This window comes from Roseovarius sp. MBR-6 (assembly GCF_040547525.1).
Taxonomy (GTDB): Bacteria; Pseudomonadota; Alphaproteobacteria; order Rhodobacterales; family Rhodobacteraceae; genus Roseovarius.
The window spans coordinates 111,746-137,296 of sequence record NZ_JBEPPW010000009.1 but is presented as its reverse complement, the minus strand read 5'-3'; the positions used below and the strand labels follow the sequence as shown (position 1 = coordinate 137,296).

Here is a 25,551-nt window from a genome sequence, read left to right as displayed (position 1 = left end):
ACGTTGCAGAAGCGCCCGCCCGGGGGGCGGTCGGGCGCTCGCGCGGCGGCGTGCAAGCACGCCTTGATTCCGCGCGGGGGACAGGAGGCGACCGTCCCCTTCAGGCCAATCGCCCCCCGCCGCACCCATGAAAAACCCCGCGCGATGGCGGGGTTTTCCGGGATGTTGCGTCCGGGTTACTCTTGGCCGTTGCCGCCCATCACGGCGAGGCCGCGCAGGATGTCGACCGCGTAGGCAAGCTGGTAATCCTCCTCGCGCAGCTTGGCCACGTCTTCGGCGCGCTTGCGCTCTTCCTCGATCTGGCGGATCTCGTCCTCGCTCAGGCTGTCATTGCTGAGCCGTCCGCGCAGATCGGCCTCCGAGCGCGAAGGGCGGTTCGTTGCCTCGGGCTCTTCGGTCGCGGGGGTGCGGCGGGGCTGTTCGACGACGATATCGGGGCTGACACCAAGCGCCTGGATCGACCGGCCCGAAGGGGTGTAGTAGCGCGAGGTCGTCAGCCGCATCGCGCCATTGCCCCGAAGCGGCATGACCGTCTGCACCGACCCCTTGCCAAAGCTTTTGGTGCCCACCACGATCGCCCGGTTGTGATCCTGAAGCGCGCCCGCGACGATTTCCGAGGCCGACGCAGAGCCGCCGTTGATCAGCACGACGATGGGCTTGCCCTGCGCCAGATCGCCGGGGGTGGCGTTGAACCGCTCGCCATCCTGCACGTTGCGCCCGCGGGTCGAGACGATCTCTCCCTTGTCGAGGAACGCATCCGAGACCTTGATCGCCTGCGTCAGAAGCCCGCCGGGATTGTTGCGCAGGTCGAGCACGATGCCGCTGATCTTGTCGATTCCGCCAAGCGCCTCGGCCTGTTCGTTGAGGCTCGATTCGAGATTGCTGAAGGTCTGGTCGTTGAAGGTGGTGACACGCAGCACCACCGCATCGCGTTCGGTGCGGGCGCGCACGGCCGTCAGCTTGATCGTGTCGCGGATGATCGACACGTCGAAGGGTTCTGCCGTGCCTTCGCGCACCACGGTGATGACGATCTCGCTGCCCACGGGGCCGCGCATCCTGTCCACCGCCTCGTTGAGGGTGAGGCCGAGCACGCTTTCGCCATCCACATGGGTGATGAAATCGCCAGGTTCGATCCCGGCGAGATCGGCAGGGGTGCCGTCCATCGGCGAGACCACCTTGACGAATCCATCCTCCTGCGTGACCTCGATGCCGAGGCCGCCGAACTCGCCGCGCGTCTGCACCTGCATGTTCTCGGCGTCGTCGGGCGAGAGATAGCTCGAATGCGGATCGAGCGAGGTGAGCATCCCGTTGATCGCCGCCTCGATCAGCTTGCGGGTGTCCACATCCTCGACATATTGCGCGCGCACCCGCTCGAAGATGTCCCCGAAGAGGTCGAGCTGCTCGTAGACCGAGCTTGACTGCGTGTTTTCCTGCGCCAGAAGCGGCGCGGCCACCTGCGTTGTCACGACCGCGCCGGTCAGGATGCCGGCGGCGGTGGCCATCAGGAATTTCTTCATCTCTCAACCTTCCTTGTCGGTTTGGAACCACGCGAGCGGATCGACGGGTTCATTGTCTTGCCTCACTTCGATATAGAGCGTTTCGCTGCGCGTGGCACCCCCTTCGGTGCGGGTGGCGGTGGCCAGCAGATCGCTGCCGTCTCCGGGCCCGCCCATCAGGCCCACGGGGCTGCCGCCGGGAAGCACTTCGCCGATGCGACCGTAAACGATGTCAAGCCCTGCGAACACCATGAGAATCCCGCTCTGCGGTTCCAGGATGATCACATTTCCGTAGTCGAGCAAGGGGCCGCGATAGCGCAACGTCGCGGGCACCGGGGTGGTGACAAGAGCGCGCGGGCGTGTGGCCAGGACGATGCCGGGGCGGGTGACGCCTGCCGCATCCGCCTCGTTCGCGCGGCGCAGGATCACGCCCTCGACCGGCAGGGGCAGTGTGCCCTTGCGGCTCTCGATGCCCGGAAGGCTTCCGGGGGCCTCGTCCACGGCGATTTCGCTCAAGCCAGAGGCAAAGCCCTCCAGCGTCTCGGTCGAGGCAATCAGCAGCGCGGTGCGCACCGGATCCTCGGTAAAACGGCGCGGCAGGTCCTCGCGCGCGGCAATCGCCTGACTGAGCCGGGTGCGCGCGTCCTGCACCCCCTCGAGCCCCTCGGCCAGTTTTTCGGCGGCGCTTTGCTGAAGCGCGCGCAGGACGGCGATATCCTGCACCTTTTCGCGCAGATCGAGCGCGCGGGCGTCGAGCGCGGGGGCCACCTCGGAGAGGATCATGCCCGCCCGTGCCGTGCCCACCGGGCCCGAGGGGTGCAGCATCAGCACCGGCACGGGCGCGCGGCCCATGGTCTGCAACACACCCAGAAGCCGGGCGGTTTCATCCTCGCGGGCGCGCAGTTCGGCCAGCAGCACCTCTTCGCGCAGGGCGGCGCGGCGCAGCCCCTCGCGCATCGCCTCGAGCCCGTCCTCATAGGCGCGGATCACCTCGGTGAGGGCCTTGACGCGGTTGCGCGCGCCCTCGGCCCGCCCGAGCGCCTCGGTGGCGAGGCTGAGCGCCTCGGCGGCGGCGCGCGCATCGGTGGCGGGGTCAGAGCCCTGCGCCGGGGCGACCCCCGGAAGCACAAGCGCAAGCGCGAGGCAGGCCGCGCGCAGCCTCATGCCAGAAGGCTCCGGCCGGTCATTTCGGGCGGCTGTTCCAGCCCCATCAGCGCCAGCAGCGTGGGCGCGAGATCGGCCAGCCGCCCGCCTGTCCGCAGCCGCGCCCCCGCGGGCCCGCCGACAAGAATCACCGGCACCGGGTTGGTCGTGTGGGCGGTATGCGGCCCGCCGGTCTCGGGGTCGATCATGGTCTCGCAATTGCCGTGATCCGCTGTCACGATCATCGCGCCGCCGGTCTTTTCCAGCGCCGCGACCGCCCGGCCAAGCCCTGCGTCCACCGCCTCGCAGGCGGCCATGGCCGCGCGCAGATCGCCGGTATGGCCCACCATGTCGGGATTGGCGTAGTTCACCACGATGAGATCATACCGCTCGGCAATCGCGCCGCAGAGATGGTCTGTCACTTCGGCCGCCGACATCTCGGGTTGCAGATCATAGGTCGCCACCTTGGGCGAGGCGGCCATGTAGCGGTCCTCGCCGCGTTCGGGGGTTTCGCGCCCGCCATTGAGGAAAAAGGTGACATGGGGGTATTTCTCGGTCTCGGCGAGGTGGAATTGCCGCAAGCCCTGTTTCGACACCCACTCGGCCAGCGTGTTGACGATCACGCGCGGCGGAAACACCGTGGCGAAATGCGCGTTGAGCGTTTCGGAATATTCCACCATGCCGAGCCGCGCCGCCCAGTCGGGCATGGCCTCGCGCGCAAATCCGTCGAAGGCGGGATCGGCCAGCGCACCGAGGATCTCGCGCGCGCGGTCGGCGCGGAAATTGAGGCAGAAGAGCCCGTCGCCGGCGGCCACGCCCGCATAGTCGCCGATCACCGTGGCGGTTATGAATTCATCGGTCTCCGAGCGGGCATAGGCGTTGGAGACGGCCATGCTTGCTGTGCGCGTGCGATGACCCTCAGCCGCGACGATGGCGCGATACGCCTCCTCCACCCGCTCCCAGCGGTTGTCACGATCGAAGGCAAAGTAACGTCCCGTGACGGTGGCGATGGTCACGCCCTCGGGCAGCATGCAGGCCAGCCGCTCGAGATGGGTGCGCGCCGATTTGGGCGCCACGTCGCGCCCGTCGGTGATCGCGTGCAGCATCACCGGCACGCCTGCGGCGTGGATCGCCTGCGCCGCGGCCGCGATATGGGTGATGTGCCCGTGCACGCCGCCATCCGAGACAAGGCCCAGAAGATGCGCGCGCCCGCCGGTCTCCTTCAGCCGCGTGATGAAATCCTGCAGCGCCGTCATGCGGGCGAAACTGCCCTCCTCGATGGCAAGGTCGATCTGGCCCAGATCCATCGCCACCACGCGCCCCGCGCCGATATTGGTGTGTCCCACCTCGGAGTTGCCCATCTGCCCGGAGGGCAGGCCGACATCCGGCCCGTGCGTGATCAGCGTGGCATGGGGGCAGGTGGCCATCAGCCGGTCCATGGTGGGGGTCGCCGCCAGATAGGGCGCGTTGGCCTCGGTGGCCGCGCTCAGCCCCCAGCCGTCGAGGATGCACAGGACAACGGGTCTGGTCATGGCGACTCCTGCCTTGGTCTGGCGCCCTTCTAACGTGGCGGGCAGGCGGGGGAAAGCGGGTAAGGGGCTGGGTGCGACGCCATGGCGGCAGCGCCCGTGCCCCGTGGGGGGCGCAGCATCTTCACAAAATCACCCCAATAATCGGGCAGCGTGCCACCCGGATCATCATTTCGGGAGAGACCCATGTCGTCTCATGCTCTGGAGCCCCGCCCCGTCTGGGGCTTCGCCGGTCTGCTGCTCGGCATTCTGGCGGTTTTCATCGTCGCGTTGCATGTCTCGAGCCAGCCGAGACAAGCACGGCCACAAAGATCGGCGAGTTCGCGGCCGAGATCCGCAAATCCGCGACCCGTTCGATACTCGGTCAGCCGCAGCCCGCGCCGGAAACGCCTGCGATGGGACTGGCCGAGGTCCTTGCCTATGCCGCGCCGGTTCTCGCGGTGCTTGCGACGATCCTCGGCGCGATCGGCCTCTTTCGGCGCGAACCCCGGACGCTGTCGCTGCTGGCGCTCGGCTTTGGCACCGGGGCGTTTGTCGTGCAATTTGCGATGTTGATTGCGCTGCTGATTGCCGGGGCGTTCATCATGGTGGCGATCCTCAACAATCTGGGGTCGATCCTCGGGGAATGATCCCGAGCGGATTTGTGACAGTTTCTTGACACGCATCAAGGCGGGCGGCCCTGCAAAAGGTCAGGATCGGGCTTATCAATCCAGATCGTCAGGGAGTGTGTGTATGACCGAGACCGCCGCCAACACCGAAGCCCTTACCGAAACCGCCCCTGAAGCGATCTCTGCGCCCGGATCGGCACAGCCGGCGGTGGCCTCGCTCCGGCAGGCGTTCGAGAACGGTGATTATCCCTATGAGACCCGCCTCAGCCGCCGCAGTTACGAGGCGCAGAAAGCGCGGCTTCAGGCCGAATTGCTGAAGGTCCAGCTCTGGGCGCAGGAGACGGGGCAGAAATTCGTGCTGATCTTCGAGGGGCGCGACGCGGCCGGCAAAGGCGGCACGATCAAGCGCTTCACCGAGCATCTCAACCCGCGCGCCGCGCGTGTCGTGGCGCTCAACAAGCCCTCGGACGTGGAGCGCGGGCAATGGTATTTCCAGCGCTATATCGAGCATCTGCCCACGGCGGGCGAGATCGTGCTCTACGACCGCTCGTGGTATAACCGCGCAGGCGTGGAGCGCGTCATGGGCTTTTGCGAGCCGCATGAATATCTCGAGTTCATGCGCGAGACACCCGAGTTGGAGCGGATGCTGGTGCGCTCGGGCATCCGGCTTTTCAAATACTGGTTCTCGGTCACGCAGGGCGAGCAGCGCACCCGCTTTGCCAGCCGCGAGACCGATCCGTTGAAACTCTGGAAGCTGAGCCCCATCGACAAGGCCAGCCTCGACAAGTGGGACGATTACACCGAGGCCAAGGAGGCGATGTTCTTTTACACCGATACCGCCGACGCGCCCTGGACGGTGGTCAAGTCCGACGACAAGAAGCGCGCGCGGCTCAACTGCATGCTGCATTTCCTGAATTCGATCGACTACCCCGGCAAGAATCGCAAGATCGCCCATGCACCCGATCCGCTGATCGTATCGACGGCGCAGCACGTTCTGCACAAGTCCGACCACATCCTGGGCAAGTCGCTGCATCCCGACGCGCGCGCCGGGCGGTGAGGGCGCGGCTCAGGTCGACCGGCTGTCAAGCCAGCGCCGACACCCGGCGTCGACCGCGCGGTGCAAGAGCAGCGTGAAGACCGCCAGCACGATGAGGGCCGCGAACATCAGGTCGATCTTGGCGCGCCCGTTGGCCAGCAGCATCAGATAGCCAAGGCCCTTTGACGCACCCACCCATTCGCCGATGATCGCGCCGATCGGAGCATAGACCGCCGCCAGCCGCAGCCCCGAGGCAAGTCCGGGCAGGGCGGCGGGCACGCGGATATGCCACATGAGCCGCGCGGGGGTCGTCCCCATGACGCGCCCAAGATCAAGAAGCGGCTGCGGCGTGCGCATCAGCGCGTCAAAGAACGCCGACGTGACGGGAAAATAGATGATGAGCAGCGCCATGGCGATCTTGGAGGCAAGGCCATAGCCCAGCCAGAGCGTCAGGATCGGCGCGAGGGCAAAGACCGGGATTGCCTGCGAAAACACCATCATCGGGCGAATGAGCCGACGCGCGACCGGCGAGGCGGCAAGACCGATGGCCGAGGCCCCGCCCAGCACCGCGCCAAGCGCCAGCCCGATGAGCACCTCGGCGGCGGTGATCAGGCCATGTTCGGCGATGAGCGCGCGGCTGCTCCAGAGGGTCTCGGCCACGCGCGCGGGGCCCGGCAGGATGAAGGGCGGCAGGGACGCCAGCACCACCAGCGCCTGCCACAGGCCAAGCGCCAGCGCCACCGTGCCGGCAAGGATCAGGGCGCGGTTCATGCGCCTGTCCCGAGGTCGCGCAGCCGCGCCAGAAGGCTCCCCTGAACGGCGAGGGTGTCGGGATCGTCGACCGCACGCGGGACCGGGCCGGGGGGCGGCGCGACGGTCTCGAGACCGGCCTCGGACAGGATGTGGATGGCGTGGCCCATCCGCGCGGCCTCCCCGGGATCATGGGTCACCATCCACACGGTCCGCCCTGCCAGATGCGCGGCGGCGAGGTCCTGCATCTGCGCGCGCGTGCCCGCGTCGAGCGCCGAAAAGGGCTCGTCCAGAAGGACAATGGGGCGGTCCTCCATCAATGTGCGCGCAAGGGCCACGCGCTGCCGCTGTCCGCCCGAGAGGGTATGGGGACGCTTGCGGGCGTGCGGGCCAAGGCCCATCCGGTCAATGATCGCGCGGGCACGGGGCAGGTCGGGCGATTGCCCGCGCAGCCGCGCCCCGAGCGCCACGTTTCCCAGCACGTCGCGCCACGGCAGCAGGTCCGCGCCCTGTGCCATGAGCGCGATGCGCCCCGCAAGCGGCAGCCCGTCAGAGGCGGATATGCGGCCCTCGAAGCGCGTCACCTCGTCAAGCCCTGCCACAAGCCGCAGCAGCGTGGTCTTGCCCACGCCCGAGGGGCCGAGCAGGCAGGTGATCCGCCCGCCCTCGATCTCGAGGCGCAAGGGGCCAAAGAGCCGCTCCACGCCGATACGGGCGGTGCCGTCGATCAATAGCGCGGGGGCGGCGCACATGGGCGGTCCTCGGTCAGGGGCGCGCAGGGAGGGGGGCGTGGGCGTGCTCCGTTCCCTCCGCCGGTGCGAGCCGGATCAGGTTCGATGGGTTGGCGCGTGCCTCTCAGCCCTTGCGGGCACCCCAACGGATGCGCGCTGCGTAGCATCGCGGGCGCGCCGGGGCAAGTTTTCCGGCACGCGTTCAGGTTTTGTTAAAGAACGCTTGCGATACTGTGCCCATCGGCGTGGAGAGGGATATGAACGGGTTGATCAACCGCGCGCTCGATTGGTTCGTGCGCGACACGTATGGCGAGGCGCTCCGGCGGGCGCTGGTGGAGGCGCTGTCGCTTGGCGAGGCGGCGTTCGAGCCGCTGATGCCCTGCGCGCCGGAGGTGACCGAGCGGCTGCTCGCGGCGCTGGCCGAGCGGGTGGGGCGCGCGCCCGAGGAGGTGCTGGAGGATCTGGGCACCTATCTGGTCTCGCAGCCGCGCACCGAGGCGGTGCGCAGGCTCTTGCGCTTCGGTGGCGTCGATTTTCTCGATTTCCTGCACTCGCTGGAGGATTTGCCGGATCGCGCGCGTCTCGCCATGCCGGATTTTGCCCTGCCCGAAATCCGGCTTCATCCGGAGATGCCGGGGCTTTACCGGATCGAGGTGGGGGCATGTCCGCGGGCGGGGCTTCCGCTCGGTCCGGTGCTCGTGGGGATGCTCCGGGCGATGGCGGATGACTATGGCGCGCTGGTGCTGATCGGCTCTCGGGGCGCGGATGCCCGGCGCGAGGTGATCGAGGTGCGGTTGCTTGACGCCGCCTTTGCCCACGGGCGCGCCTTTGATCTCGGCGCGGGGCCGGTCGTGCGATGACCGCGGTCGCGGCGCTTGACGCGATGCTCGCGCGGCTTTGCCCGATGTTCGCCCTTGTCGGGCCGACCGGGCATGTGCTGGCCGCCGGGCCGACGCTGGCCCGGGTCCTGGCCCCGCGCGAGAGTGTCGGCGCGCGGTTTCTGGAACTGTTCGAGGTGCTGCGACCGCAGAGTGTCGACACCATGGCCGGGCTGGCTGCGCTGGAGGGGGCGCGGCTCCGGCTTCGGCCACGCACGGGCGCCTCTCATGTGCTCAAGGGCGTGGTGTGCCGCCTGCCCGGGGACGGATCGCTTGGCCCTGCGGGCGGCGTGGTCCTCAACCTTTCCTTCGGCATTTCGGTGGTCGAGGCGGTGCGCGATTACGCCCTGACGGGCGCGGATTTCGCGGCGACCGACCCAACCACGGAAATGCTCTACCTGCTCGAGGCCAAGAGTGTGGCAATGGAGGAATCGCGCCGCCTCAATCACCGGCTGGAGGGGGCGCGCCAGGCGGCACAGGAACAGGCGCTCACCGACCCGCTGACCGGGTTGCGCAATCGCCGCGCCTTCGACCTTGCGCTTGCGCGACTTCGGGAAACGGACCAACCCTGCGCTTTCCTGCATCTCGATCTCGACCATTTCAAGCAGGTCAACGATACCCAAGGCCATGCGGCGGGGGACCTGGTCTTGCGCGTGGTGGCGCGGCGGATGCTCTCGGTGGTGCGCGTCGACGACATCGTCGCGCGGGTGGGGGGGGATGAATTTGTCCTGCTTCTGCCCGGGATGACGGACAGGGCCGACCTTGATCCTGTCGCGAGGCGGCTGATTTCGGTGATCGAGGAACCGGTGAGCGATGGCGCGCGGTGCCATCGCGTTTCCGCCAGCATCGGGGGTGCCCTGGGCCGGATGCGGGCCGGTGACGAGGCAGAGGCGCTCATGGCTGTGGCTGATCGCGCGCTTTATGCCGCCAAGGACGCCGGTCGCGGTCGCTTCGTGATCGCTCCCGCGCCACCGGTCGCCTCCTCCGCCGCAGCCCGGCACGACGGTCAGGGGGTGGCAATGCGTTCCAGATAGGACCACACATCGCGCGCCTTTTCCGCATCGGGCAATTTGTAGGCCATCTTGCCCCGGGCGGTCGGATCGTCCAGATACGCCCGAAGAAATTCCGTCGCATCGCGCACATAGACGACAAAATCGGCCTCGTTCCAGCGCAAGCCGCGACGACCGGCCTCGATCATCGAGACCGAATAGTGAAATCCCGGCACACTGCCCGCGTGCCGTCCGATCACGCCATGCAGATTGGGGCCCGTCCGCCCGCCGCGTATGATGGTTCGCCCGCTTTGATCCGTCACGGTGTGACAGGCGCGACAATCCTCGAAGAGCTGTGCGCCGCGCTCGGGATCGGCGGCCGAGGCGGGGAGGCCGGGGCCGGTGATCCCGATCAGGCAGATCGCCCAAAGGTTGATTTTCATGATGATCCTTCCCGCGTGACCCTGATCAAGAGTTGGCACAGGCCTCGCAAGACACAACAGGCCATCGCCCTGCATCACAGGCTTGTCATGTCCTCTCACAACGATGTGTGCGGTTGTCAGGCGCGCAGGGGTCAGAGGGCGGGCAGCCGATACATGCCGGCCGACGAAAAGGCGAGCGATTTCCCATCCGCCATCTCCTCGGCAAAGCAGGCGGCAATCGTGCGCAAGGCGGTCTGCCGACCGGTTTGCAGCAAGGTTCGACGCGCAGGCAGCGCCGTGATGCGTCCCGGTTCCAGAACGGCCTGCGACCACAGGAGCGGGTGCAGCTCTTGCAGGTGATCGGCAATGAGCCAGCCAAGACAGCCGTGGATGGTGGCGCGCGCGCGTTCCTGCGCCGCGCTCATCCGCGTGCCGGACCGGCGCGGGGCCAGTGTCAGACCGCAAAAGGCGGCAAGAAGGTTGATCACGTGCTGATCGGGCTTGCGCTGCACGATGGCGCGCAACCCATCGGCGAAACAGGCCGCATCGACGGTGCCAAGCCCGCCCGGATCGAGCGTGAGCGCATCCAGCCAGACCCAGGCATAGCCGCCCTCCCCCCAGGCTGCGCCGGTGCGTGCCGCCGTGCGCCGCGCCTCGGTCTCGATCTCCTGATACGAGCCGAACCGCGCGGGCAACAGGGCCTCGCCGAGGGCGCGCATATGCGCGGGCGTCGCCGGATCGAGATTGATCAACCGGCCATAATCCTCGGCCACCCGCCGTCGTGGTGCGGGCCGCGCGGCCAGAAGGGCGCATTGCGCAAATGCGAGCGAGGGCGCGTCGAGGGCGGCGGCGTCAAGCGGGTCGAGCAGCGCCTCGGCGATCGCGAAATTCTCAAGGAACCGGACCTCTGCCTGTGCCACACCGCTGGTCCGCCAGGCGCGGCCGATATCGACATGGACCTGCGCCAACATGAGCGCGATGGGATAAGAGCCGGCGTGCTCGGTCATGACGCCATGGAGCGCCGCGAGGCCGGCCTCGTCCGGGTCACGGCCATCCGCGATGGCGTGCCCGGCGGCGGCGATGATATCGGCGCGCGCGCCTTGCGCAATGAGGCCCGAGACCATGTCGCCGCCGGGGGTTTGCAGGCGGTTGCGATCGGCCTCGGTGATCCGTTCGGCGAGAACCTCCCAATCCTCTTGCCGGGCACACCGCTGCCCGATGCCGAACCAGTGATCACGCATATGTTCCTCGTCGCTCATTGGCAGCGAGGGCAGCAAAATCCGTTTGCTCAGATCGTCGAGATCGGGTGGGCGCGCAAGCCCGAGACGCCGCAAGAGTCCGAGCAACGGAGCGTGTGCCCGTCGTTTCCGGGGCTTTCGGCGCTCGGTGATCTGCTGCGGCTCAAGGGGGGCGAAATTCATGACGTCTCCGACGGTCTGCATGCGATCCACGCTGCCGTGTCATTTCGGCCAAATCTGGGCGCGGCTGCGGTGATGCCGGGGAATTGGGCGGTGGGGATTGCCACGCGCGGCGCGCTGCGGCAGAGTTGCCCGATGAGATGGGTATTAGTGCTTGTCATGGCGTGGTTTTTTCCGACATCCGGGTTGGCGGAGCCGATTCCGGAGCCGCGCCTGCGCCCGCCGGAGGTGGCGCGCACCGGCACTATTCCGCGCACAAGGTGGGAGCATCGGCGCGATGCCGCGCTCTTCACCCGCTCGGCACTCTCGGCGCTCAAGGCGCATGGCGCGCCGCTTGTGGGCATGGTGCCGCGCGACGTGGCGAACTGGTGCCCGTCCTATCCGCAGGACGACGAGCGCCGCCGCCGTGCCTTCTGGGTGGGGTTTCTGTCGGCGCTGGCCAAGCATGAGAGCACCTTTGATCCGCGCGCGGTCGGCGGTGGCGGGCGGTGGTATGGCCTGTTGCAGATCCTGCCCTCCACGGCGCGCGGCTACGGCTGTCGGGCCGAAAGCGGCGAGGCGCTGCGCCACGGGCCGGACAACCTGTCCTGTGCGATCCGCATCATGGCGCGGACGGTGCCGCGCGACGGCGTGATTGCGGCAGGCGGCGGGGGGGTGGCCGCCGATTGGGGGCCGCTCAAGAGCGCCGCGAAACGCGCCGACATGCAGGGCTGGTTGCGCGCGCAGAGCTATTGCAAGCCGCTCTCGGCGGTGCGGCCGCGCGCGCGGCCTGACAGGTTGGCGCGTGTCACGGATTAGGCGGCGCGAATTCGGCCCAGCATTTCGGTGGTGTCGCGGCTGAGGCCGGGGGTGGCGAGGATGCGGTCAAGCTCTGCCGCGACAAGCGTCTGGCGCGTGCTGTCATAGCGCCGCCATGTCTCGAAGGCCGCGCACATCCGCGCGGTTGTCTGCGGATTGAGCGGATCCAGCGCGATGAGCATATCTGCCATGAGCCGATAGCCGCGCCCCGAAATATGGTGGAAACCGGCAGGATTCGCGGCGAGCGATCCCAGAACGGCGCGAAAGCGGTTGGGGTTGCGGAGGGTGAAATCGGGATGCCGGGTGAGGGCCTCGGCGGTTTGGACCGCCTGGTCGGGGGCCGCCTCCAGAACGCGCAGCCCGAACCATTTGTCCATCACCAGCCGGTCATGCGACCATTGGCGATAGAAGGCGTCGCTGGCCGCCGCTCCCGCGTCGGCGCGCAAAAGACAGCCAAGCGCCGCGAGTTGCTGGGTCATGTTGTCGGCGCGGTTGAATTGCGCCTGCGCCCGCGCGCCGCCGTCACGCCGCGTCAGCAGGCCGAGTGCTGCATTGGCCAGCGCGCGCGCACCCACCTGATCGGGATCGGGGCGGTAGGGGGCCGTGACTTGATGGCGGGCATAGAGATCGGCGAGTGTCGTCTCCATCGCCTTGGCGCGGACCTCGTCGAGTGCCTCGCGCGCCTGCCATATGGCTTGCGGGTCGGGCGTCTCTCCGGCGGCGTGGAGGGTCTGGGCCAGGTCGTCCTCGCTTGGCAGGCCAAGGGCGAGGGCGCGAAAGGCCGGGTCGAGCGTCTCGTTGCGGACCATGGCGTGCACGGCGTCGAGATAGGCCGGGTCGGGCGCGGCCCCCGCGCGGATCATCGCCAGAAGGGTCTCGCGCGCCAGCGCGCGCCCGGCCTCCCAGCGGTTGAACGGGTCGGTGTCATGGGCGAAGAGAAAGGCGCGTTCGGCATTGTCCGTAGCTCGTTCAAGGATCACCGGTGCGGAAAAATCCCGCAGGATCGAAGGGATGGGACGCGAGGCTAAACCGTCGAAAGCAAAGCTCTGACGCGGTTCGGTCATTTCCAGAACGGAGGTGCCGTGGATCTCGTCGCCATTGGGGCCAAGCAACCCGATGGCGATGGGAATGACACGGGGGCGTTTGACGGACTGGCCGGGAGTGGGCGGCGTTTCCTGTTCAAAATGAAGCGTATACGTGCCATTGTTGAAGTCGTCCGTGACGCGTAGCCGGGGCGTTCCGGCCTCTTCATACCAAAGCTTGAACTGCGCGAGATCGCGCCCGGTGGTCTCCTCGAAAACCTTCAGCCAATCCTCGATGGTGCAGGCCTGTCCGTCATGGCGGGTGAAATATAGGTCGAGCGCGCTTGCATAGGCGGCGTCACCCACAAGTCGCTTGAGCATGCCGATCAGTTCGGCCCCTTTCTCATAGACGGTTGCGGTGTAGAAATTGTTGATCTCGATGAAACTGTCGGGTCGCACCGGATGGGCGAGCGGCCCCGCATCCTCGCGGAACTGGCGCGCGCGCAGGGTGATCACGTCATGGATGCGCTTGACGGGGGCCGAGCGCAGATCTGCGGTGAACTGAGCGTCGCGAAAAACCGTCAGCCCCTCCTTGAGGCAAAGCTGGAACCAGTCGCGGCAGGTGATGCGGTTGCCGGTCCAGTTGTGAAAGTATTCATGGGCAATGATCGCCTCGATACGTTCGAAATTGGCATCTGTAGAGGTCTTTTCAGTGGATAAAACGCAACTTGAGTTGAAAATGTTCAAGCCTTTGTTTTCCATCGCGCCCATGTTGAAGTCGTCCACGGCGACGATGTTGAAGATGTCGAGGTCGTATTCGCGCCCGTAGACCTCTTCATCCCAACGCATGGATTTCTTGAGCGCTTCCATGCCGAAGGCGCATTTGTCCTCGTCGCCGGGACGCACCCAGATGTTGAGCGCCACCTCGCGGCCCGAGCGGGTGGTGAAGCGGTCGGGATGGGCCACCAGATCGCCCGCCACGAGGGCAAAGAGATAGCTGGGTTTGGGCCAGGGATCGTGCCATTCCGCCCAGCCATCGCCGGAGGCCACGGGATTGCCATTGGACAGCATCACAGGCAGATCGCTTTCGATGCGCACGGTAAAGACGGCCATCACATCGGGGCGGTCGGGATAATAGGTGATCTTGCGGAACCCTTCCGCCTCGCATTGCGTGCAATACATGAGGCTCGACATGTAAAGACCTTCAAGGGCTGTATTTTGTGCCGGGGCGATCTCGACCTCGGCCTCCCAGAGAAAGGGCGCGTCGGGCACGTCCGCGCGCAGCCCCTCGGGCGTTATCTCGGGCGCGACCTCGGCCCCGTCGATGCGCGCGGAAATCAGCCGCAGCCCCTCGCCATGGAGGAAAAAGCCGCGCTCCGCCGCCCCCGGGTTGGGGCGAAAGCGGATGCGGCTCTGCACGCGCGTGGCCTCCGGCACAAGACGGAAGGTGAGATGCACCTCGTCCACAAGCCACGCGGGCGGCGTGTAATCCTTGAGATAGACGGGCTGCGGCGTGGCGTCCTTCATCGGGCTCTCCTCATGCTTTGGGGGCAGGGTAAGCGCGTGCGCGCCGGGCTGCAACGGGGCTTTCCAAGCCGCGCGGCACGGCTATGTTGCCACCCATGGAAAGGCCGGTGATCTGTTGGTTCAAGCGCGATTTGCGGGTGGAGGATCACCCGGGCCTGGCGCGTGCCGTGGCGCTTGGCCCGGTCATTCCGCTTTATATTGTGGAGCCGGCGCTTTGGGAGGCCCCCGATGCCTCGGGGCGGCATTATGCGTTTCTGGCGGAGTGTCTGGATAGTCTGCGCGCGGGGCTTGCGGCGGCGGGGGTGCCTCTGGTGATCCGGGTCGGCCGCGCCGTGGAGGTGCTGGAGGGGTTGCGCGCGGCGCAGGGCGTGGGCGCGCTGGTGAGCCATGAGGAGACCGGCAATGCGCTGAGCTATGCGCGCGACCGCGAGGTGGCGGCGTGGGCGCGGGCGCAAGGGGTGGTCTGGCACGAGGTGCCGCACTGCGCGGTGGTGCGGTGCCTGCCGAGCCGGGACGAATGGAGCGCGCGGCGCGACGCCTTCCTGCGCGCGCCGCTTGTCCCGCCCCTTCGGGCGGGCCGCGCGGTGGCGGGGGTCGAGAGCGAGGGCCTGCCCGGTGCGGCGGCGCTTGGCCTTGATGATCCCTGCCCCGAGCGGCAAAGGGGCGGGCGATGCGCGGCCATCGAGCGGCTGGACAGCTTTCTGGCGACGCGCGGCAAGCACTATACACGCGCCATGTCCTCGCCGCTGGCCGGGGCGGCGGCCTGCTCGCGTCTTTCGCCACATCTGGCCTTCGGGACGCTCTCGGTGCGCGAGGCAGTGCAGGCGGGCGCGCGCGCGCCAGAGCGGCGCGGGGCCGATTGGGCGCGCGCGATGCGCTCGTTTCAGGCGCGGCTGGCGTGGCGCGACCACTTCATCCAAAAGCTGGAGGATGCACCCTCGATCGAGCATCGTTGCCTGCACCCGGCCTATGAGGGGCTGCGCCCGTGCGTTCCGGAGCCTGCGCGGCTGGCGGCCTGGGCGAAGGGCGAGACGGGGCTGCCCTTTGTCGATGCCTGCATGCGGTCGCTGATCGCGACGGGATGGCTCAATTTCCGGATGCGCGCGATGCTGATGGCGGTGGCGTCCTATCATCTCTGGCTGGACTGGCGCGCCACGGGGCCGGTGCTGGCGCGGTATTTCACCGATTACGAGCCGGGGATTCACTGGTCTCAGGTGCAGATGCAATCGGGCACCACGGGGATGAACACGATCCGCATCTACAATCCCGTCAAGCAGGGGCTGGATCAGGACGCGGGCGGCGCGTTCACGCGGCGCTGGCTGCCCGAGCTTGGCGACGTGCCCGACCGGTTCCTGCACCGGCCCTGGGAGTGGGAGGGGGCGGCGGGTCTGCTGGGCCGCCGTTATCCCGCGCCGGTGGTGGAGCCGATGGCGGCGGCGCGGGCGGCGCGAGAGGCGGTCTGGGCCTGTCGGCGGGCGCATGAGGGCGATGCCGAGACCGCCCGGATCGTGGCCAGACACGCCAGCCGCAAGCGCGCGCCGCGCCGCCGGACGCGCGATCCGGCGCAATTGAGCCTTGATCTCTAGATGGCACGGATGCGCCGAAAGCCGGATCTGCCGGTCAAGACCTGTGCGACCTGCGGCCGCCCGATGGTCTGGCGGCGCAAATGGGCGCGCGTCTGGGATGCGGTGCGCCATTGCAGCGAGCGGTGCCGCCGCGCGCGTGGTGTGGACGACATCGCCGCCGCCGACCGGGATGCAGATGGCCGATAAGACAGGCGACGCCGCCCACGAGCCCCAGTCTCGCGCAGGGAAGTGACCAAACCGTGCACGAAATCCGCGCAAATTCGCGCAATCGCACGAAAACCTGTGCGCGCGGTGATCTTTTGTTATTCCGTTTTGCCATATATTTGGGTCAAGGTTTCACGAACGACCAGAAAGACACGCATCATGGCCCGCCCGATCGTCGGTATCATCGGCAACCAGTATCGGATCGACAACCGCTATCCGACCCATGCGGGCGGGACGATCAATTCGTCGGCGGTGGCCGAGGTGGCGGCGTGTCTGCCGCTGATCATCCCCTCGGATCCGCGCTATGTCAGCGTGGCCGAGTTGCTGGAGGTGTGCGACGGCTTCCTGCTCACGGGCGGGCGGCCCAATGTCCACCCCGAGGAATATGGCGAGGCCGCAACCGAGGCGCATGGGGCCTTTGACCGGGCGCGCGACGCGATCACGCTGCCGCTGGTGCGCGCCTGCATCGAGCGCGGCCAGCCGTTTCTGGGCATTTGCCGGGGATTTCAGGAGGTGAACGTCGCGCTTGGCGGCACGCTGCACCCCGAGATTCGCGATCTTCCGGGGCGCGACAATCACCGGATGCCGCCCGACGGCACGATGGAAGAGCAGTTCGCGCTGCGCCACAAGGTGCGTTTTGCGACGGGCGGCGTGTTCCACCGGTTGATGGGGGCCGAGGAGGTGATGACCAACACGCTGCACGGGCAGGGGATCGTGCGCCCCGGGCGCGGTGTGGTTATCGACGGCTGGGCGCAGGACGGCACGCCCGAGGCGCTTTATGTCGACGGGGCAAAGGGCTTTACCCTCTCGGTGCAGTGGCACCCGGAATACAATGCCGCCAATGATCCGGTCAGCCGCCCGCTCTTTGCGGCCTTCGGCGATGCGGTGCGGGACTGGGCGGCGGGGCAGGGCGCGCCGCTGCGGCGCCGCGCCTGAGCGCTCAGATCTCCCACATGCCCAGACGGTCCTGCAAAAGCGCCGCCTCGCGCGCCTTGAGGCAGGTGCGCGCGGTTTCACGGTGCCGCCCCGGCGCGCTGCGCAATTCGGGGAAGACCGCGAACAGCTCCTCGCGGGCCGCGTCATCGACCGCCGAAAGGGCGGTATCGCCGGCAAAGAAGCTCTCGGTGGCGATGCCGTCGGCATAGATCACCTCGTGGCGGTCGAACATGACATGGACATAGGTGACTGCCGCACAAGGGCTGAACCGCACGTCGCGCCCGTTCACCAGATGCTTTGCGGCGACCAGAACTTCGCGCTCGCCAAAGAGCAGTTCCGCCTTGTAACCGGTGAAAAGCACGCGGTGCTGTGGTGAAACGATCAGCCCGCTGCCCCCCATCACCGACGGCGCGATTACCACCGGCGTGAACCGGTCCGTGCCCGGCACGGTGCGCTGCCCGGTCCAGCGGACGTGCTGAGGCCCGTGATCGCGCGTGACCACCAGATCGCCGGGGCGCAGCGTCTCGACGGGCCGTTCGCCGCGCGGGGTGAGGATCCGCGCGCCGGGGGTGAAGCAGATGATGTTCTCGATCTCCGAGAAATTGACCACCACACCGTTGAACGTGAACGTCCCCGAAAGCCCGCCAGCCGTGTCGTCGGGATTGGTAAAGGTGATGTCGCCACGCCCGATCCCGGGCGTCAGCCGCAGCGTATCGCCGGCCGTCTCGCCGCCTTCGCCGCCGATGATGGTGATCGTGGCGGTATCGACCTCGCCCGGATCGCTCAGAATAAAGGTATCGTCGCCATCCCCGCCCTCGGCGCTGTCGCCCTGGCTGACAGTGATCGTGTCATTGCCTGTGCCGCCAAAGAGCGTGTCCGGGCCGATGCCGCCATCGAGGCTGTCATCGCCCGCATCGCCAAAGAGCAGGTCTGCGTCGTCGAGGCCGAAGATCGTATCGTTGCCCTCGCCGCCCATGACGGTATCATCGCCAAGGCCCGCTAGGATCAGGTCATTGCCCGCGCCTGCATCTATGACATCGTCATTGTCATTGTTGCGGCTGTCGGCATTGTCCACCCGGTCGCCTTCAGGGTCGCCGGTATAGCTGACGTCGATGGTGTCGTCGCCTGCCGTGCCCTCGACACTGTAATCGGGCTGGAAAATGCCCATGGCCGCAAGCGCGTCATGATCGGTGATCGCGGTCGGATCGACGCCAATGAGGGTAATGCTCTCGCCGCCCGGAAAGCTGAGGACGGCATTGCCATCAGGATCGCTGCCCACCGTCACATCGGCCACGTTGACCGGGTCGCCATTGGCATCGGTGAGGCCCGAGAGATCAAGCTGATCCCGGCCCGTGAATGTGCCGTCACCATTGTCGATGGGCGCGGCAAAGCCGGTAATCGTGTCGGCCCCGTCGCCATCGGCGAAGATCACGGTATCGACCGCACCATCGCCCGCTCCGACATCGAAGCTGTCATCGCCCGCGCCGCCATCGACGGTATCGGCACCGGCACCGGTGCTGACGCTATCGTTGCCGCCGGACCCCAGCACCAGATCGTTGCCAGAGCCGAGGATGATGGTCTCGATCTCGTTGAACTGCGCCGTTTGGGTGCCGTTCGAGAGCGTGCCCTGTTCGGGATTGCCCGGATCGCCCGCCGTGAGGTCAAGCACGGTATCCTGCGTGACCGCGCCCGCGTCGAGCGTGTCGCTGCCCGAGCCATTTGACCAACCGTCGATCGTGTCATTTCCGAAATCATCCTCCATCAGGATGAGATCGTCACCTTCTGCGGCAAAGATGAAATCGTCGCCGGTTCCGCCCGCGAGCGTGTCGTTGCCGCCACCCGCGCTGATTTCGTCATTGCCCGCGCCACCGTCGACAAAGTCCTCACCGTCATCGCTTCCGGCGAGAAGGGTGTCGTTGCCGTCACCGCCCATCAGCGTGTCATTCCCGACCGAGCCGTCGATGTAATCATCGCCCGCGCCACCGCTCAGGACGTCGTTGCCGAACCAGGACTCGATGCTGTCATCGCCCGCACCGCCGTCGATCGTGTCATCGCCCGTGCCGCCAAAGAGCGAATCGGCGCCGCCGCCGCCCAGGATCAGATCATTGCCGGCCTCGCCATGAAGTTCATCCGTTGCGACAGAGCCGATCAAAGTGTCATTGCCCGCCCCGCCATATGCGAGGTTGACATCGCTACTCGAGTCGCCGGCACCGGCGAAATTGTTGTTGTCATTGCCGGTGACGATCAGGTCGTCGCCCGCACCGCCAAAGATCGTGTCATTCCCGGCATTGCCAACCAGCGTGTCATTGTCATCACCGCCATACAGGAGATCGGCACCCCCACCGCCCAGGACAAGATCATCCCCCAGACCGGCGAACACGGTGTCATTGCCCGCACCCGCCTCGATCATATCGTCGTTCGAGCCGTCGGCAGCATCGCCCGCATCGACCATGTCGCCTTGCGGGTCGCCGGTATAGGCGGCGTCGATCAGGTCATCGCCTGCCGTGCCCTCGACGATGAAATCGGGGATGATCAGGTTTTCGATATCGGTATAATTGATGTTGGCCGTTTCAGCGCTGCGGCTCAGGGTGATTTGACCGCTGAAGCCCGGATTGCCGTTCGTTTCGGGGTTCTGGGTCATGCTGGAAACGGTCCAGCCATCCGCGATCAGCGCCGAAAGATCGAGCGTGTCGTTGTCCACACCGCCAGAGCCGCCATCGACGTTGACGTTGTAGACGCCGGTGGGGTCGGTGGCGGTAACGATGATCAGGTCGGCGTCGTCGCCCCCTTGACTGCTGTCATTGCCGCCCGAGGTGAGGATCGTGTCATTGCCCGCGCCGCCGAAGATGGTATCGGACCCGGTGCCGCCGTCGATCAGGTCATCGCCGGTCCCGCCGTCGATCACGTCGCCGCCGCCGCCGCCAAGGACCGTGTCATTGCCGCTGCCGCCCAGCAACGTGTCGCCGCCGTCGCGCCCGTCGATGAAATCGTCGCCCGCGCCGCCGTCGATGATGTTGGTGGTGGTGCCGCCGTCGAAAACGCCGTCGAACCCGATCAGCGTATCGTCGAAATCCGAGCCGATGATCCCGTCGACCCCTGACAGCACGTCGCCGGTTGCATCGCCGCCCGTGGCGGTCATGGTGCCGAGATTGACGTTGACCGCCCCCGCCGAGGCGGAATAGTCAATCACGTCGAGTCCTGAGCCGCCGTCGAGTGTATCCGCCCCCGCGCCGCCGATCAGAGTGTCGTCGCCTTCGGCGCCGAACAGGCTGTCATTGCCCATGCCCCCGCTGAGAACATCCTTGCCGATCCCGCCAATGAGCGTGTCATTCCCCGTGCCGCCAATGAGCGTGTCATTCCCCGCTTCGCCCACAAGACTGTCGTCGCCTGCCTGGCCCTCGAGCAGGTCGTTGCCGTCGCCGCCAAACACCGTGTCATTGCCGACACCCGCGCGCACCGTGTCGTTACCTGCGCCTGCCTCGACGAAGTCGTTGTTGCTGGCGTCGGAATGGTCGAAGCCGTCGATGACATCGCCCTCGGGATCGCCGGTATAGCCGGCGTCGATCAAGTCGGCCTCCGCGGCGCCTTCGACGATGAAATCCGGGGGCGTGGCCGTTGTTTCGATGGTGATGAAACCGGTGGCGGGATTGCCGGCGCTGTCCACCGTGGAATAGGTGAAGGTGTTCGATCCGATATCGCCATCGGTGGTTACTGTGATCGTGCCGTCGGCGTTCACGGTCACCTGCTCGCCCGTGTTCAAGGTGACCGTATCGCCGGGGATGACGGCCTTGTTGTTGATGTGGGTGATCGAGTGGCCGCTGCCCTGATCATTGGCCAGGATGTTGTGAACCTGCGTCGTGTTGGGCCCCTGGGCGAGGATGTCCTCTTGCGCGATGTTCGCGGTCTGGACCGAATTGCCCATGATCAGAAGGTTCGAATCGAGGCTGGCGTCACCACCGTCCGCGATACCGATGCGGATCGTGTTCTCCGCCCCCGCAGTCACCGGCGCGGTCAGCGACAGGATGACGGTTGAGCCGTCCATTTCCGTGTTGAAGGTGTCGGCGGTATCGGGGTTGTCCAGATAGAGGTTGGAATTCGATGTGTCATTGATCGTGTCGATCGAGACATTCGTGTTCGTCCCGCCGAACTCCAGCGGCACGAGGGTGCCATTGACCCACACGCCGACCGTGTCGTTCACGCCGCCATTGACGAATTCCAGATATTCCTCTGACGAAAACACAAGCTGCATCGTCAGCGTGTCGCCGACCGGAATGAACGTGGCCTCCAGAAACGCGCCATCGAAGGTCGCTTGCCCCGACACGTTGTTCATGTCCGCGTCGCCATCCACGCCGCCGGACGTATCCGTGGTGGTGTTGGAGCGAATGTTGGTATCCGTCGTGCCCGAGTTGTTGGTGATGTCGGTGGCTTTGCCGGTCGACAGGATCACGCCGGTATCCGCCGGGCTGAGTTCGCCCAAGGTCGTGTTGCCGCCCGTATACGTGCCCGATGACAGCGGATCGCCGGAATAGGTGGCCGACACGACGGTCACCCCGTCGCCGAACATCGTGTTGGCCATGTCGAGCGCCGTCGCGCCCGTATTCACACTCAGTTCACTCGCTATCGGCATCTGAACCTCTTGCACCACTATCAGGATGCGGCCTTTCACGCCGCATCATCGTCTTAATTCATGGGAATCCGATTAACCGCCGCTTGAGGCGCAACTATGTTGCCATGGGGGCGAAGCTCCTGTCGTGGGAGCGCATTTGCGCCACATTCAGGCGGCCATCGGTGTGGGTTCGCGCGTCGCGTGCAACAGCTGCGCCTCATGCGCCTTCAGGCAGGTGCGCGCTGTCGCGCCATGCAGGCCCGGATTGCTGCGCAGGCCCGGAAAGACGCGGAACATGTCCTCGCGCGCGGCCTCGGAGATCGCCGACAGCCCCATGTCGCCCGCATGAAAGCTCTCGGTCGCGGCACCCTCGGCATAGATCACCTCGTGACGGTCGAACATGAGATGGAGGTAGGTGACTGCGGACCGCGGGGCGAGGGTCACGTCGCGCCCGTCGATCAGGTGCCTGGCGGCGACCAGAACCTCGTCCGTGCCAAAGAGCAGCTCGGCCTTGTAGCCGGTAAAGAGCACCCGGTGCTGCGGCGAGACCAGAAGCGGCGCGGTCGCCCCGTCGAGCACACGCGCCGCGATCCTGACGGGGGCAAAGCGGTCGTGGCCGGGCACGGTGCTCGACCCGATCCAGCGGATCGGTTGCGGGCCATTGTCGCGGGTGATCACCATATCGCCCGGGCGCAGCGTCTCGATGGCCCGTGCGCCCTGCGGCGTCAGGATCCGCGCGCCGGGGGTAAAGCAGATGATGTTCTCGATTTCCGAGAAATTGACCAGCGTGCCGTCGGGCGTGGTGAAGAAGCCCGACAGCCCCCCCGCCGTGTCATCGGTATTGGTAAAGGTGATGTCGGCCTTGCTGACATTCGGCGTCAGAAAGAGCGTATCGCCATTCGTCTCATCGCCCTCGCCGCCGGTGATGGTGATCGTGCCGCCCGCCGCCGCGAAATCCTGCAGGATGAAGAGATCGTCGCCATCGCCGCCAAAGAGCGTGTCACCCTGACCGATGGTGATCGTGTCATTGCCGCCGCCGCCGAAGACAAGGTCATTGCCCGCGCCGCCATCGAGAAAATCGTCGCCCGGTGCCGTCTCGACCCCGAGGATGAGCGGGCTGCTGTCAAGGCTTGTTGCTGTGCCGCCCGGCGGCGTGATCGTGCCCGACAGGACCTGCTGGCCGGCATTCTCCCAGAACCGCACTTCGATCGTGTAGATCTGGTTGGCCTCGAGCGTCACATCGCCCCAGCGGGTCGTGGCCGACTGGTGGAAATCGTTGTCGAGAAAGGGGCCGTTGTTGCCCGACTGGTTCGTGAAGTCGAGCGCGTTGCCCTGGCTGTCGAGAATGCGGATCGTCGAGCCGTCATCCGAGGTGGTGGTGAAGCGGTAGGTGCCCGCATCGGGCGAGAACAGCGTCGATGTCAGGATCACCCCGAAATCGTTGGGGTCGGCCTGCCCGGTGGCGGCCTGCCCGAGCGGGGTGATGTTGAGCGTGTCGGTGGTGCCCGACCCGGCCAGCGTGCCGCTCTCGATGGTGAAGGCCTGCCCGTTGGCGGAGGTGAAATCCTGCGTGAAGACCTCATAGGCCCAGCGGGCCGAGGCACCGTCGCCAAAGAGCGTGTCGGCCCCGTTGCCACCCAGCACCGTGTCATTGCCCGCGCCGCCGGTCAGCGTGTCGTTGCCGCCCTCACCGAGCAGGCTGTCATTGCCCGCGCCGCCGAGGATGGAATCGGCGCCGGTGCCGCCGAACACCGTGTCATCGCCAAGCCCCGCGAACACCGTGTCATTGCCCGCGCCCGCCTCGATCACATCGGCATTGCCGCCACCCACCCCATCATTGTTGTCGACCCGGTCCGAGCCGTTGGGGATCGGTTCGATGTAACCTGCGTCGATCAGGTCATTTCCCGCCGTGCCCTGCACGATACCGTCGTCGATCCCGATATCGGCGCGGTCTGCCCCGAGGTTCGTGTTGGTGGAGGTATCGACCGTATTGAAGGTGACGGATTCGATCGGGCGCGCTGTCAGGGCCGCGATATTGCCCGCATTCGCGGCGGTCGTGTTGAGCGGCGGGGCAAGGAAGAGATGGCCGGTCGTGTCCTGAGCCAGCACCGCGAGAAATGACGCGGTCGTGCCATCGGTATAGGTGATGGTCGCATTGTAGGTGGACAGACCGTCAAAGATGAAGGTCTGCGGTCCATTGCCGATATCGGTGGTGAACTGGTCGTTCGTCACCGCATTGTTCATGTCGAGCGCACCCGCCGCCCCACCATTGTCGATGGTCGTGGTGCGCGTGACCTGCTGAAAGAGCGGGTTTGCCGGGGATCCGAAGGTCAGCCCGGTAAAGAGCGCAGCCCCCTCGGCGTTGCTGTTGCCCTCGGTCGGATCGAGGATAAGGCTCGATTGTCCCAGGTAGATCCAGTTGAATGTCGTCGGCATCCCGGTAACCCGCACATTTTGCGCAAAAGCGCGTGACTGTTTCCAAAACGGATACGGCCTGACTGCGGCGGGATTTTTAGCGCGGTGCGTTGAATTTTAGGCAAATTGAGGCGGAAATCGGGTTTTGCCGCCGTGGGGTTGCGCGTCGCCGCTCAGGTGACGGCGGCGCGTGTGCGATATTCGGGCCGGTCCCAGAGGCGGCCTGCCATGACCTCGGACAGGTGTCGCGCGGCGGCGCGCACCTCGTCCGCACCCAGATAGAGCGGGGTAAAGCCGAAGCGCAGGATGTCGGGCGCGCGGAAATCGCCGATCACGCCGCGTGCGATGAGCGCCTGGATGATGGCATAGCCCTCGGCGTGGCGGAACGATACCTGAGAGCCGCGCCGGGCCGGATCACGCGGGCTGGCGAGGCTCAGCATCGGGCAGGCGGCCTCGACCTCGGAAATGAAAAGCTCCGACAGTTCGATCGAGCGCGCGCGCAGCGCGGCCATGTCCACCCCCTCCCAGAGATCGAGCGCCGCATCGAGCGCGGCCATCGCCAGCACCGGTGGCGTCCCGACGCGCATCCGCTCGATGCCCGGGCCGGGGCGGTATTCCTGCTCGAACGCGAAGGGCGCGTCATGGCCGAGCCAGCCCGAAAGGGCTGGAAAGGCGGCCTCGGCATGGCGCGGCGCGACATGGATGAACGCAGGCGCGCCGGGGCCGCCATTGAGATATTTATAGGTGCAGCCGACGGCGAAATCCGCGCCCGCGCCCGCCACATCCACGGGCAGCGCGCCCGCGCTGTGCGCGAGATCCCAGACCGTGAGCGCCCCCGCCGCATGGGCGCGCGCGGTCAGGTCCTTCATGTCATGCAGGCGGCCCGTGCGGTAATCAACCTCGGTGATCAGCGTGACGGCCACCTCTTCGGTGATCGCGTCCGCCACCTCTTCGGGGGCCACCACGCGCAACTCGTGGCCTTGGCCGAGCGCCTTTATCAAACCTTCTGCCATGTAAAGATCGGAGGGGAAATTGCCGCTGTCCGAAAGGATCACGCGGCGGTCGGGGCAGAGCGCAAGGGCTGCGGCGAGCGCCTGATAGACCTTGACCGAGAGCGTATCGCCCAGCACGACATGGCCCGGCTCCGCCCCGATCAGCCGCGCGATCCGGTCGCCAAGCCTGCGCGGTTGCGCCATCCACCCGGCCCGGTTCCAGCCGGTGATCAGCATCTCGCCCCATTCGTCGCGCATCACCCGTGCCATGGCCGCCTCGGCGGCGCGGGGCAGGGGACCCAAGGAGTTGCCGTCGAGATAGATTACCCCCTCGGGCAGGTGGAACATGGCGCGGGTAGCGGTGAAATCGGTCATGGTCTGTCTCCTGCTCCCTGCGTCCGAAGGACACGCGCCGTCATTGCCCGGCGCGACCGGGCAATCTCCGGCCTCCCGCCTTGGGGGAGA

Annotated in this window: 19 protein-coding genes and 1 riboswitch; of the genes, 8 read left to right on the top strand and 11 right to left on the bottom strand. The window is 66.7% G+C overall.

The features are described 5' to 3' along the window. Window positions 1–176: 176 nt before the first annotated feature. From ABIE57_RS12840 to gpmI, 3 genes are read right to left on the bottom strand one after another with little or no spacing between them, the layout of a single operon-like run. The gene (locus ABIE57_RS12840) at window positions 177–1,517 is read right to left on the bottom strand and encodes a S41 family peptidase (RefSeq protein ID WP_354539427.1); all 1,341 of its coding nucleotides are present in this window, start codon (window positions 1,515–1,517) and stop codon (window positions 177–179) included. A 3-nt stretch (window positions 1,518–1,520) separates the two neighbouring features. Further along, complete coding sequence (locus tag ABIE57_RS12835) at window positions 1,521–2,660, bottom strand: murein hydrolase activator EnvC family protein (RefSeq protein ID WP_354539426.1); 1,140 nt, start codon at window positions 2,658–2,660, stop codon at window positions 1,521–1,523. Continuing rightward, a complete protein-coding gene (gene gpmI, locus ABIE57_RS12830; RefSeq protein ID WP_354539425.1) occupies window positions 2,657–4,171 on the bottom strand; it encodes a 2,3-bisphosphoglycerate-independent phosphoglycerate mutase in 1,515 nt (504 codons plus the stop codon). Before gpmI ends, ABIE57_RS12835 begins: the two co-directional genes overlap by 4 nt. 392 nt (window positions 4,172–4,563) lie before the next feature. On the opposite strand from gpmI, the gene ABIE57_RS12825 reads away from it, so the two are divergent. After that, entirely contained in the window at window positions 4,564–4,797 is a 234-nt protein-coding gene (locus tag ABIE57_RS12825) for a hypothetical protein (RefSeq protein ID WP_354539424.1), read from the top strand. A gap of 103 nt (window positions 4,798–4,900) precedes the next feature. Beyond that, window positions 4,901–5,833, top strand: a complete 933-nt coding sequence (ppk2, locus tag ABIE57_RS12820) for a polyphosphate kinase 2 (protein ID WP_354539423.1) — start codon at window positions 4,901–4,903, stop codon at window positions 5,831–5,833. 9 nt (window positions 5,834–5,842) lie between these two features. Here the strand turns inward: ppk2 and ABIE57_RS12815 are convergent, their stop codons facing one another. Both ABIE57_RS12815 and ABIE57_RS12810 read right to left on the bottom strand, forming a co-directional pair. Then, window positions 5,843–6,583, bottom strand: a complete 741-nt coding sequence (locus ABIE57_RS12815) for an ABC transporter permease (RefSeq protein ID WP_354539422.1) — start codon at window positions 6,581–6,583, stop codon at window positions 5,843–5,845. Continuing rightward, on the bottom strand, window positions 6,580–7,314 hold the full coding sequence (locus ABIE57_RS12810; protein WP_354539421.1) for an ABC transporter ATP-binding protein: 735 nt from the start codon (window positions 7,312–7,314) through the stop codon (window positions 6,580–6,582). Before ABIE57_RS12810 ends, ABIE57_RS12815 begins: the two co-directional genes overlap by 4 nt. 35 nt (window positions 7,315–7,349) lie before the next feature. Continuing rightward, window positions 7,350–7,448: riboswitch (TPP riboswitch) on the bottom strand. Window positions 7,449–7,550: 102 nt separating this feature from the next. Between ABIE57_RS12810 and ABIE57_RS12805 the strand changes: the two genes are divergently transcribed. Then, window positions 7,551–8,153: a heme NO-binding domain-containing protein gene (locus ABIE57_RS12805; protein ID WP_354539420.1), complete on the top strand. Its 603-nt coding sequence runs from the start codon at window positions 7,551–7,553 to the stop codon at window positions 8,151–8,153. Next, complete coding sequence (locus tag ABIE57_RS12800; RefSeq protein WP_354539419.1) at window positions 8,150–9,205, top strand: GGDEF domain-containing protein; 1,056 nt, start codon at window positions 8,150–8,152, stop codon at window positions 9,203–9,205. Before ABIE57_RS12805 ends, ABIE57_RS12800 begins: the two co-directional genes overlap by 4 nt. Here ABIE57_RS12800 and ABIE57_RS12795 read toward each other — a convergent pair. Further along, window positions 9,178–9,603 (bottom strand): c-type cytochrome, encoded by a 426-nt coding sequence (locus ABIE57_RS12795; protein ID WP_354539418.1) that lies wholly within the window; start codon window positions 9,601–9,603, stop codon window positions 9,178–9,180. The two genes, ABIE57_RS12800 and ABIE57_RS12795, sit on opposite strands and share 28 nt — an antisense overlap. A 131-nt stretch (window positions 9,604–9,734) precedes the next feature. Beyond that, entirely contained in the window at window positions 9,735–10,841 is a 1,107-nt protein-coding gene (locus ABIE57_RS12790) for a hypothetical protein (protein ID WP_354539417.1), read from the bottom strand. Between ABIE57_RS12790 and ABIE57_RS12785 the strand changes: the two genes are divergently transcribed. Next, window positions 10,824–11,798, top strand: a complete 975-nt coding sequence (locus ABIE57_RS12785) for a transglycosylase SLT domain-containing protein (protein ID WP_354539416.1) — start codon at window positions 10,824–10,826, stop codon at window positions 11,796–11,798. The genes ABIE57_RS12790 and ABIE57_RS12785 overlap by 18 nt on opposite strands. On the opposite strand, the gene pepN is transcribed toward ABIE57_RS12785, so the two are convergent. Further along, window positions 11,795–14,347 carry an aminopeptidase N gene (gene pepN / locus ABIE57_RS12780; protein WP_354539415.1) on the bottom strand — a complete coding sequence of 851 codons (2,553 nt, stop codon included), beginning with the start codon at window positions 14,345–14,347 and terminating at the stop codon, window positions 11,795–11,797. The genes ABIE57_RS12785 and pepN overlap by 4 nt on opposite strands. Before the next feature lie 95 nt (window positions 14,348–14,442). Here pepN and ABIE57_RS12775 point away from each other — a divergent pair, with 95 nt between their 5' ends. The 3 genes from ABIE57_RS12775 (at window position 14,443) to ABIE57_RS12765 (ending at window position 17,073) form a co-directional block, all read left to right on the top strand. Next, the gene (locus tag ABIE57_RS12775) at window positions 14,443–15,933 is read left to right on the top strand and encodes an FAD-binding domain-containing protein (RefSeq protein WP_354539414.1); all 1,491 of its coding nucleotides are present in this window, start codon (window positions 14,443–14,445) and stop codon (window positions 15,931–15,933) included. After that, entirely contained in the window at window positions 15,934–16,119 is a 186-nt protein-coding gene (locus ABIE57_RS12770) for a DUF2256 domain-containing protein (RefSeq protein ID WP_354539413.1), read from the top strand. Window positions 16,120–16,296: 177 nt separating this feature from the next. Then, complete coding sequence (locus tag ABIE57_RS12765) at window positions 16,297–17,073, top strand: gamma-glutamyl-gamma-aminobutyrate hydrolase family protein (RefSeq protein ID WP_354539412.1); 777 nt, start codon at window positions 16,297–16,299, stop codon at window positions 17,071–17,073. Between the two features lie 4 nt (window positions 17,074–17,077). Here ABIE57_RS12765 and ABIE57_RS12760 read toward each other — a convergent pair whose 3' ends face one another. The 3 genes from ABIE57_RS12760 to kynU all read right to left on the bottom strand — a co-directional run bounded on the left by ABIE57_RS12760 (window position 17,078) and on the right by kynU (window position 25,461). Next, window positions 17,078–21,700: a Hint domain-containing protein gene (locus ABIE57_RS12760; RefSeq protein ID WP_354539411.1), complete on the bottom strand. Its 4,623-nt coding sequence runs from the start codon at window positions 21,698–21,700 to the stop codon at window positions 17,078–17,080. A 147-nt stretch (window positions 21,701–21,847) separates the two neighbouring features. After that, complete coding sequence (locus ABIE57_RS12755) at window positions 21,848–24,115, bottom strand: Hint domain-containing protein (protein WP_354539410.1); 2,268 nt, start codon at window positions 24,113–24,115, stop codon at window positions 21,848–21,850. A gap of 152 nt (window positions 24,116–24,267) precedes the next feature. Then, the gene (gene kynU / locus ABIE57_RS12750; RefSeq protein ID WP_354539409.1) at window positions 24,268–25,461 is read right to left on the bottom strand and encodes a kynureninase; all 1,194 of its coding nucleotides are present in this window, start codon (window positions 25,459–25,461) and stop codon (window positions 24,268–24,270) included. Window positions 25,462–25,551: the final 90 nt, after the last annotated feature.

Excerpts from the sequence above, each read along its gene's own strand:
- ABIE57_RS12840 (WP_354539427.1), bottom strand. The coding sequence starts at position 1,517 with ATGAAGAAATTCCTGATGGCCACCGCCGCCGGCATCCTGACCGGCGCG.
- ABIE57_RS12835 (WP_354539426.1), bottom strand. The coding sequence starts at position 2,660 with ATGAGGCTGCGCGCGGCCTGCCTCGCGCTTGCGCTTGTGCTTCCGGGG.
- gpmI (WP_354539425.1), bottom strand. The coding sequence starts at position 4,171 with ATGACCAGACCCGTTGTCCTGTGCATCCTCGACGGCTGGGGGCTGAGC.
- ABIE57_RS12825 (WP_354539424.1), top strand. The coding sequence starts at position 4,564 with ATGGGACTGGCCGAGGTCCTTGCCTATGCCGCGCCGGTTCTCGCGGTG.
- ppk2 (WP_354539423.1), top strand. The coding sequence starts at position 4,901 with ATGACCGAGACCGCCGCCAACACCGAAGCCCTTACCGAAACCGCCCCT.
- ABIE57_RS12815 (WP_354539422.1), bottom strand. The coding sequence starts at position 6,583 with ATGAACCGCGCCCTGATCCTTGCCGGCACGGTGGCGCTGGCGCTTGGC.
- ABIE57_RS12810 (WP_354539421.1), bottom strand. The coding sequence starts at position 7,314 with ATGTGCGCCGCCCCCGCGCTATTGATCGACGGCACCGCCCGTATCGGC.
- ABIE57_RS12805 (WP_354539420.1), top strand. The coding sequence starts at position 7,551 with ATGAACGGGTTGATCAACCGCGCGCTCGATTGGTTCGTGCGCGACACG.
- ABIE57_RS12800 (WP_354539419.1), top strand. The coding sequence starts at position 8,150 with ATGACCGCGGTCGCGGCGCTTGACGCGATGCTCGCGCGGCTTTGCCCG.
- ABIE57_RS12795 (WP_354539418.1), bottom strand. The coding sequence starts at position 9,603 with ATGAAAATCAACCTTTGGGCGATCTGCCTGATCGGGATCACCGGCCCC.
- ABIE57_RS12785 (WP_354539416.1), top strand. The coding sequence starts at position 10,824 with ATGTTCCTCGTCGCTCATTGGCAGCGAGGGCAGCAAAATCCGTTTGCT.
- ABIE57_RS12790 (WP_354539417.1), bottom strand. The coding sequence starts at position 10,841 with ATGAGCGACGAGGAACATATGCGTGATCACTGGTTCGGCATCGGGCAG.
- pepN (WP_354539415.1), bottom strand. The coding sequence starts at position 14,347 with ATGAAGGACGCCACGCCGCAGCCCGTCTATCTCAAGGATTACACGCCG.
- ABIE57_RS12775 (WP_354539414.1), top strand. The coding sequence starts at position 14,443 with ATGGAAAGGCCGGTGATCTGTTGGTTCAAGCGCGATTTGCGGGTGGAG.
- ABIE57_RS12770 (WP_354539413.1), top strand. The coding sequence starts at position 15,934 with ATGGCACGGATGCGCCGAAAGCCGGATCTGCCGGTCAAGACCTGTGCG.
- ABIE57_RS12765 (WP_354539412.1), top strand. The coding sequence starts at position 16,297 with ATGGCCCGCCCGATCGTCGGTATCATCGGCAACCAGTATCGGATCGAC.
- ABIE57_RS12760 (WP_354539411.1), bottom strand. The coding sequence starts at position 21,700 with ATGCCGATAGCGAGTGAACTGAGTGTGAATACGGGCGCGACGGCGCTC.
- ABIE57_RS12755 (WP_354539410.1), bottom strand. The coding sequence starts at position 24,115 with ATGCCGACGACATTCAACTGGATCTACCTGGGACAATCGAGCCTTATC.
- kynU (WP_354539409.1), bottom strand. The coding sequence starts at position 25,461 with ATGACCGATTTCACCGCTACCCGCGCCATGTTCCACCTGCCCGAGGGG.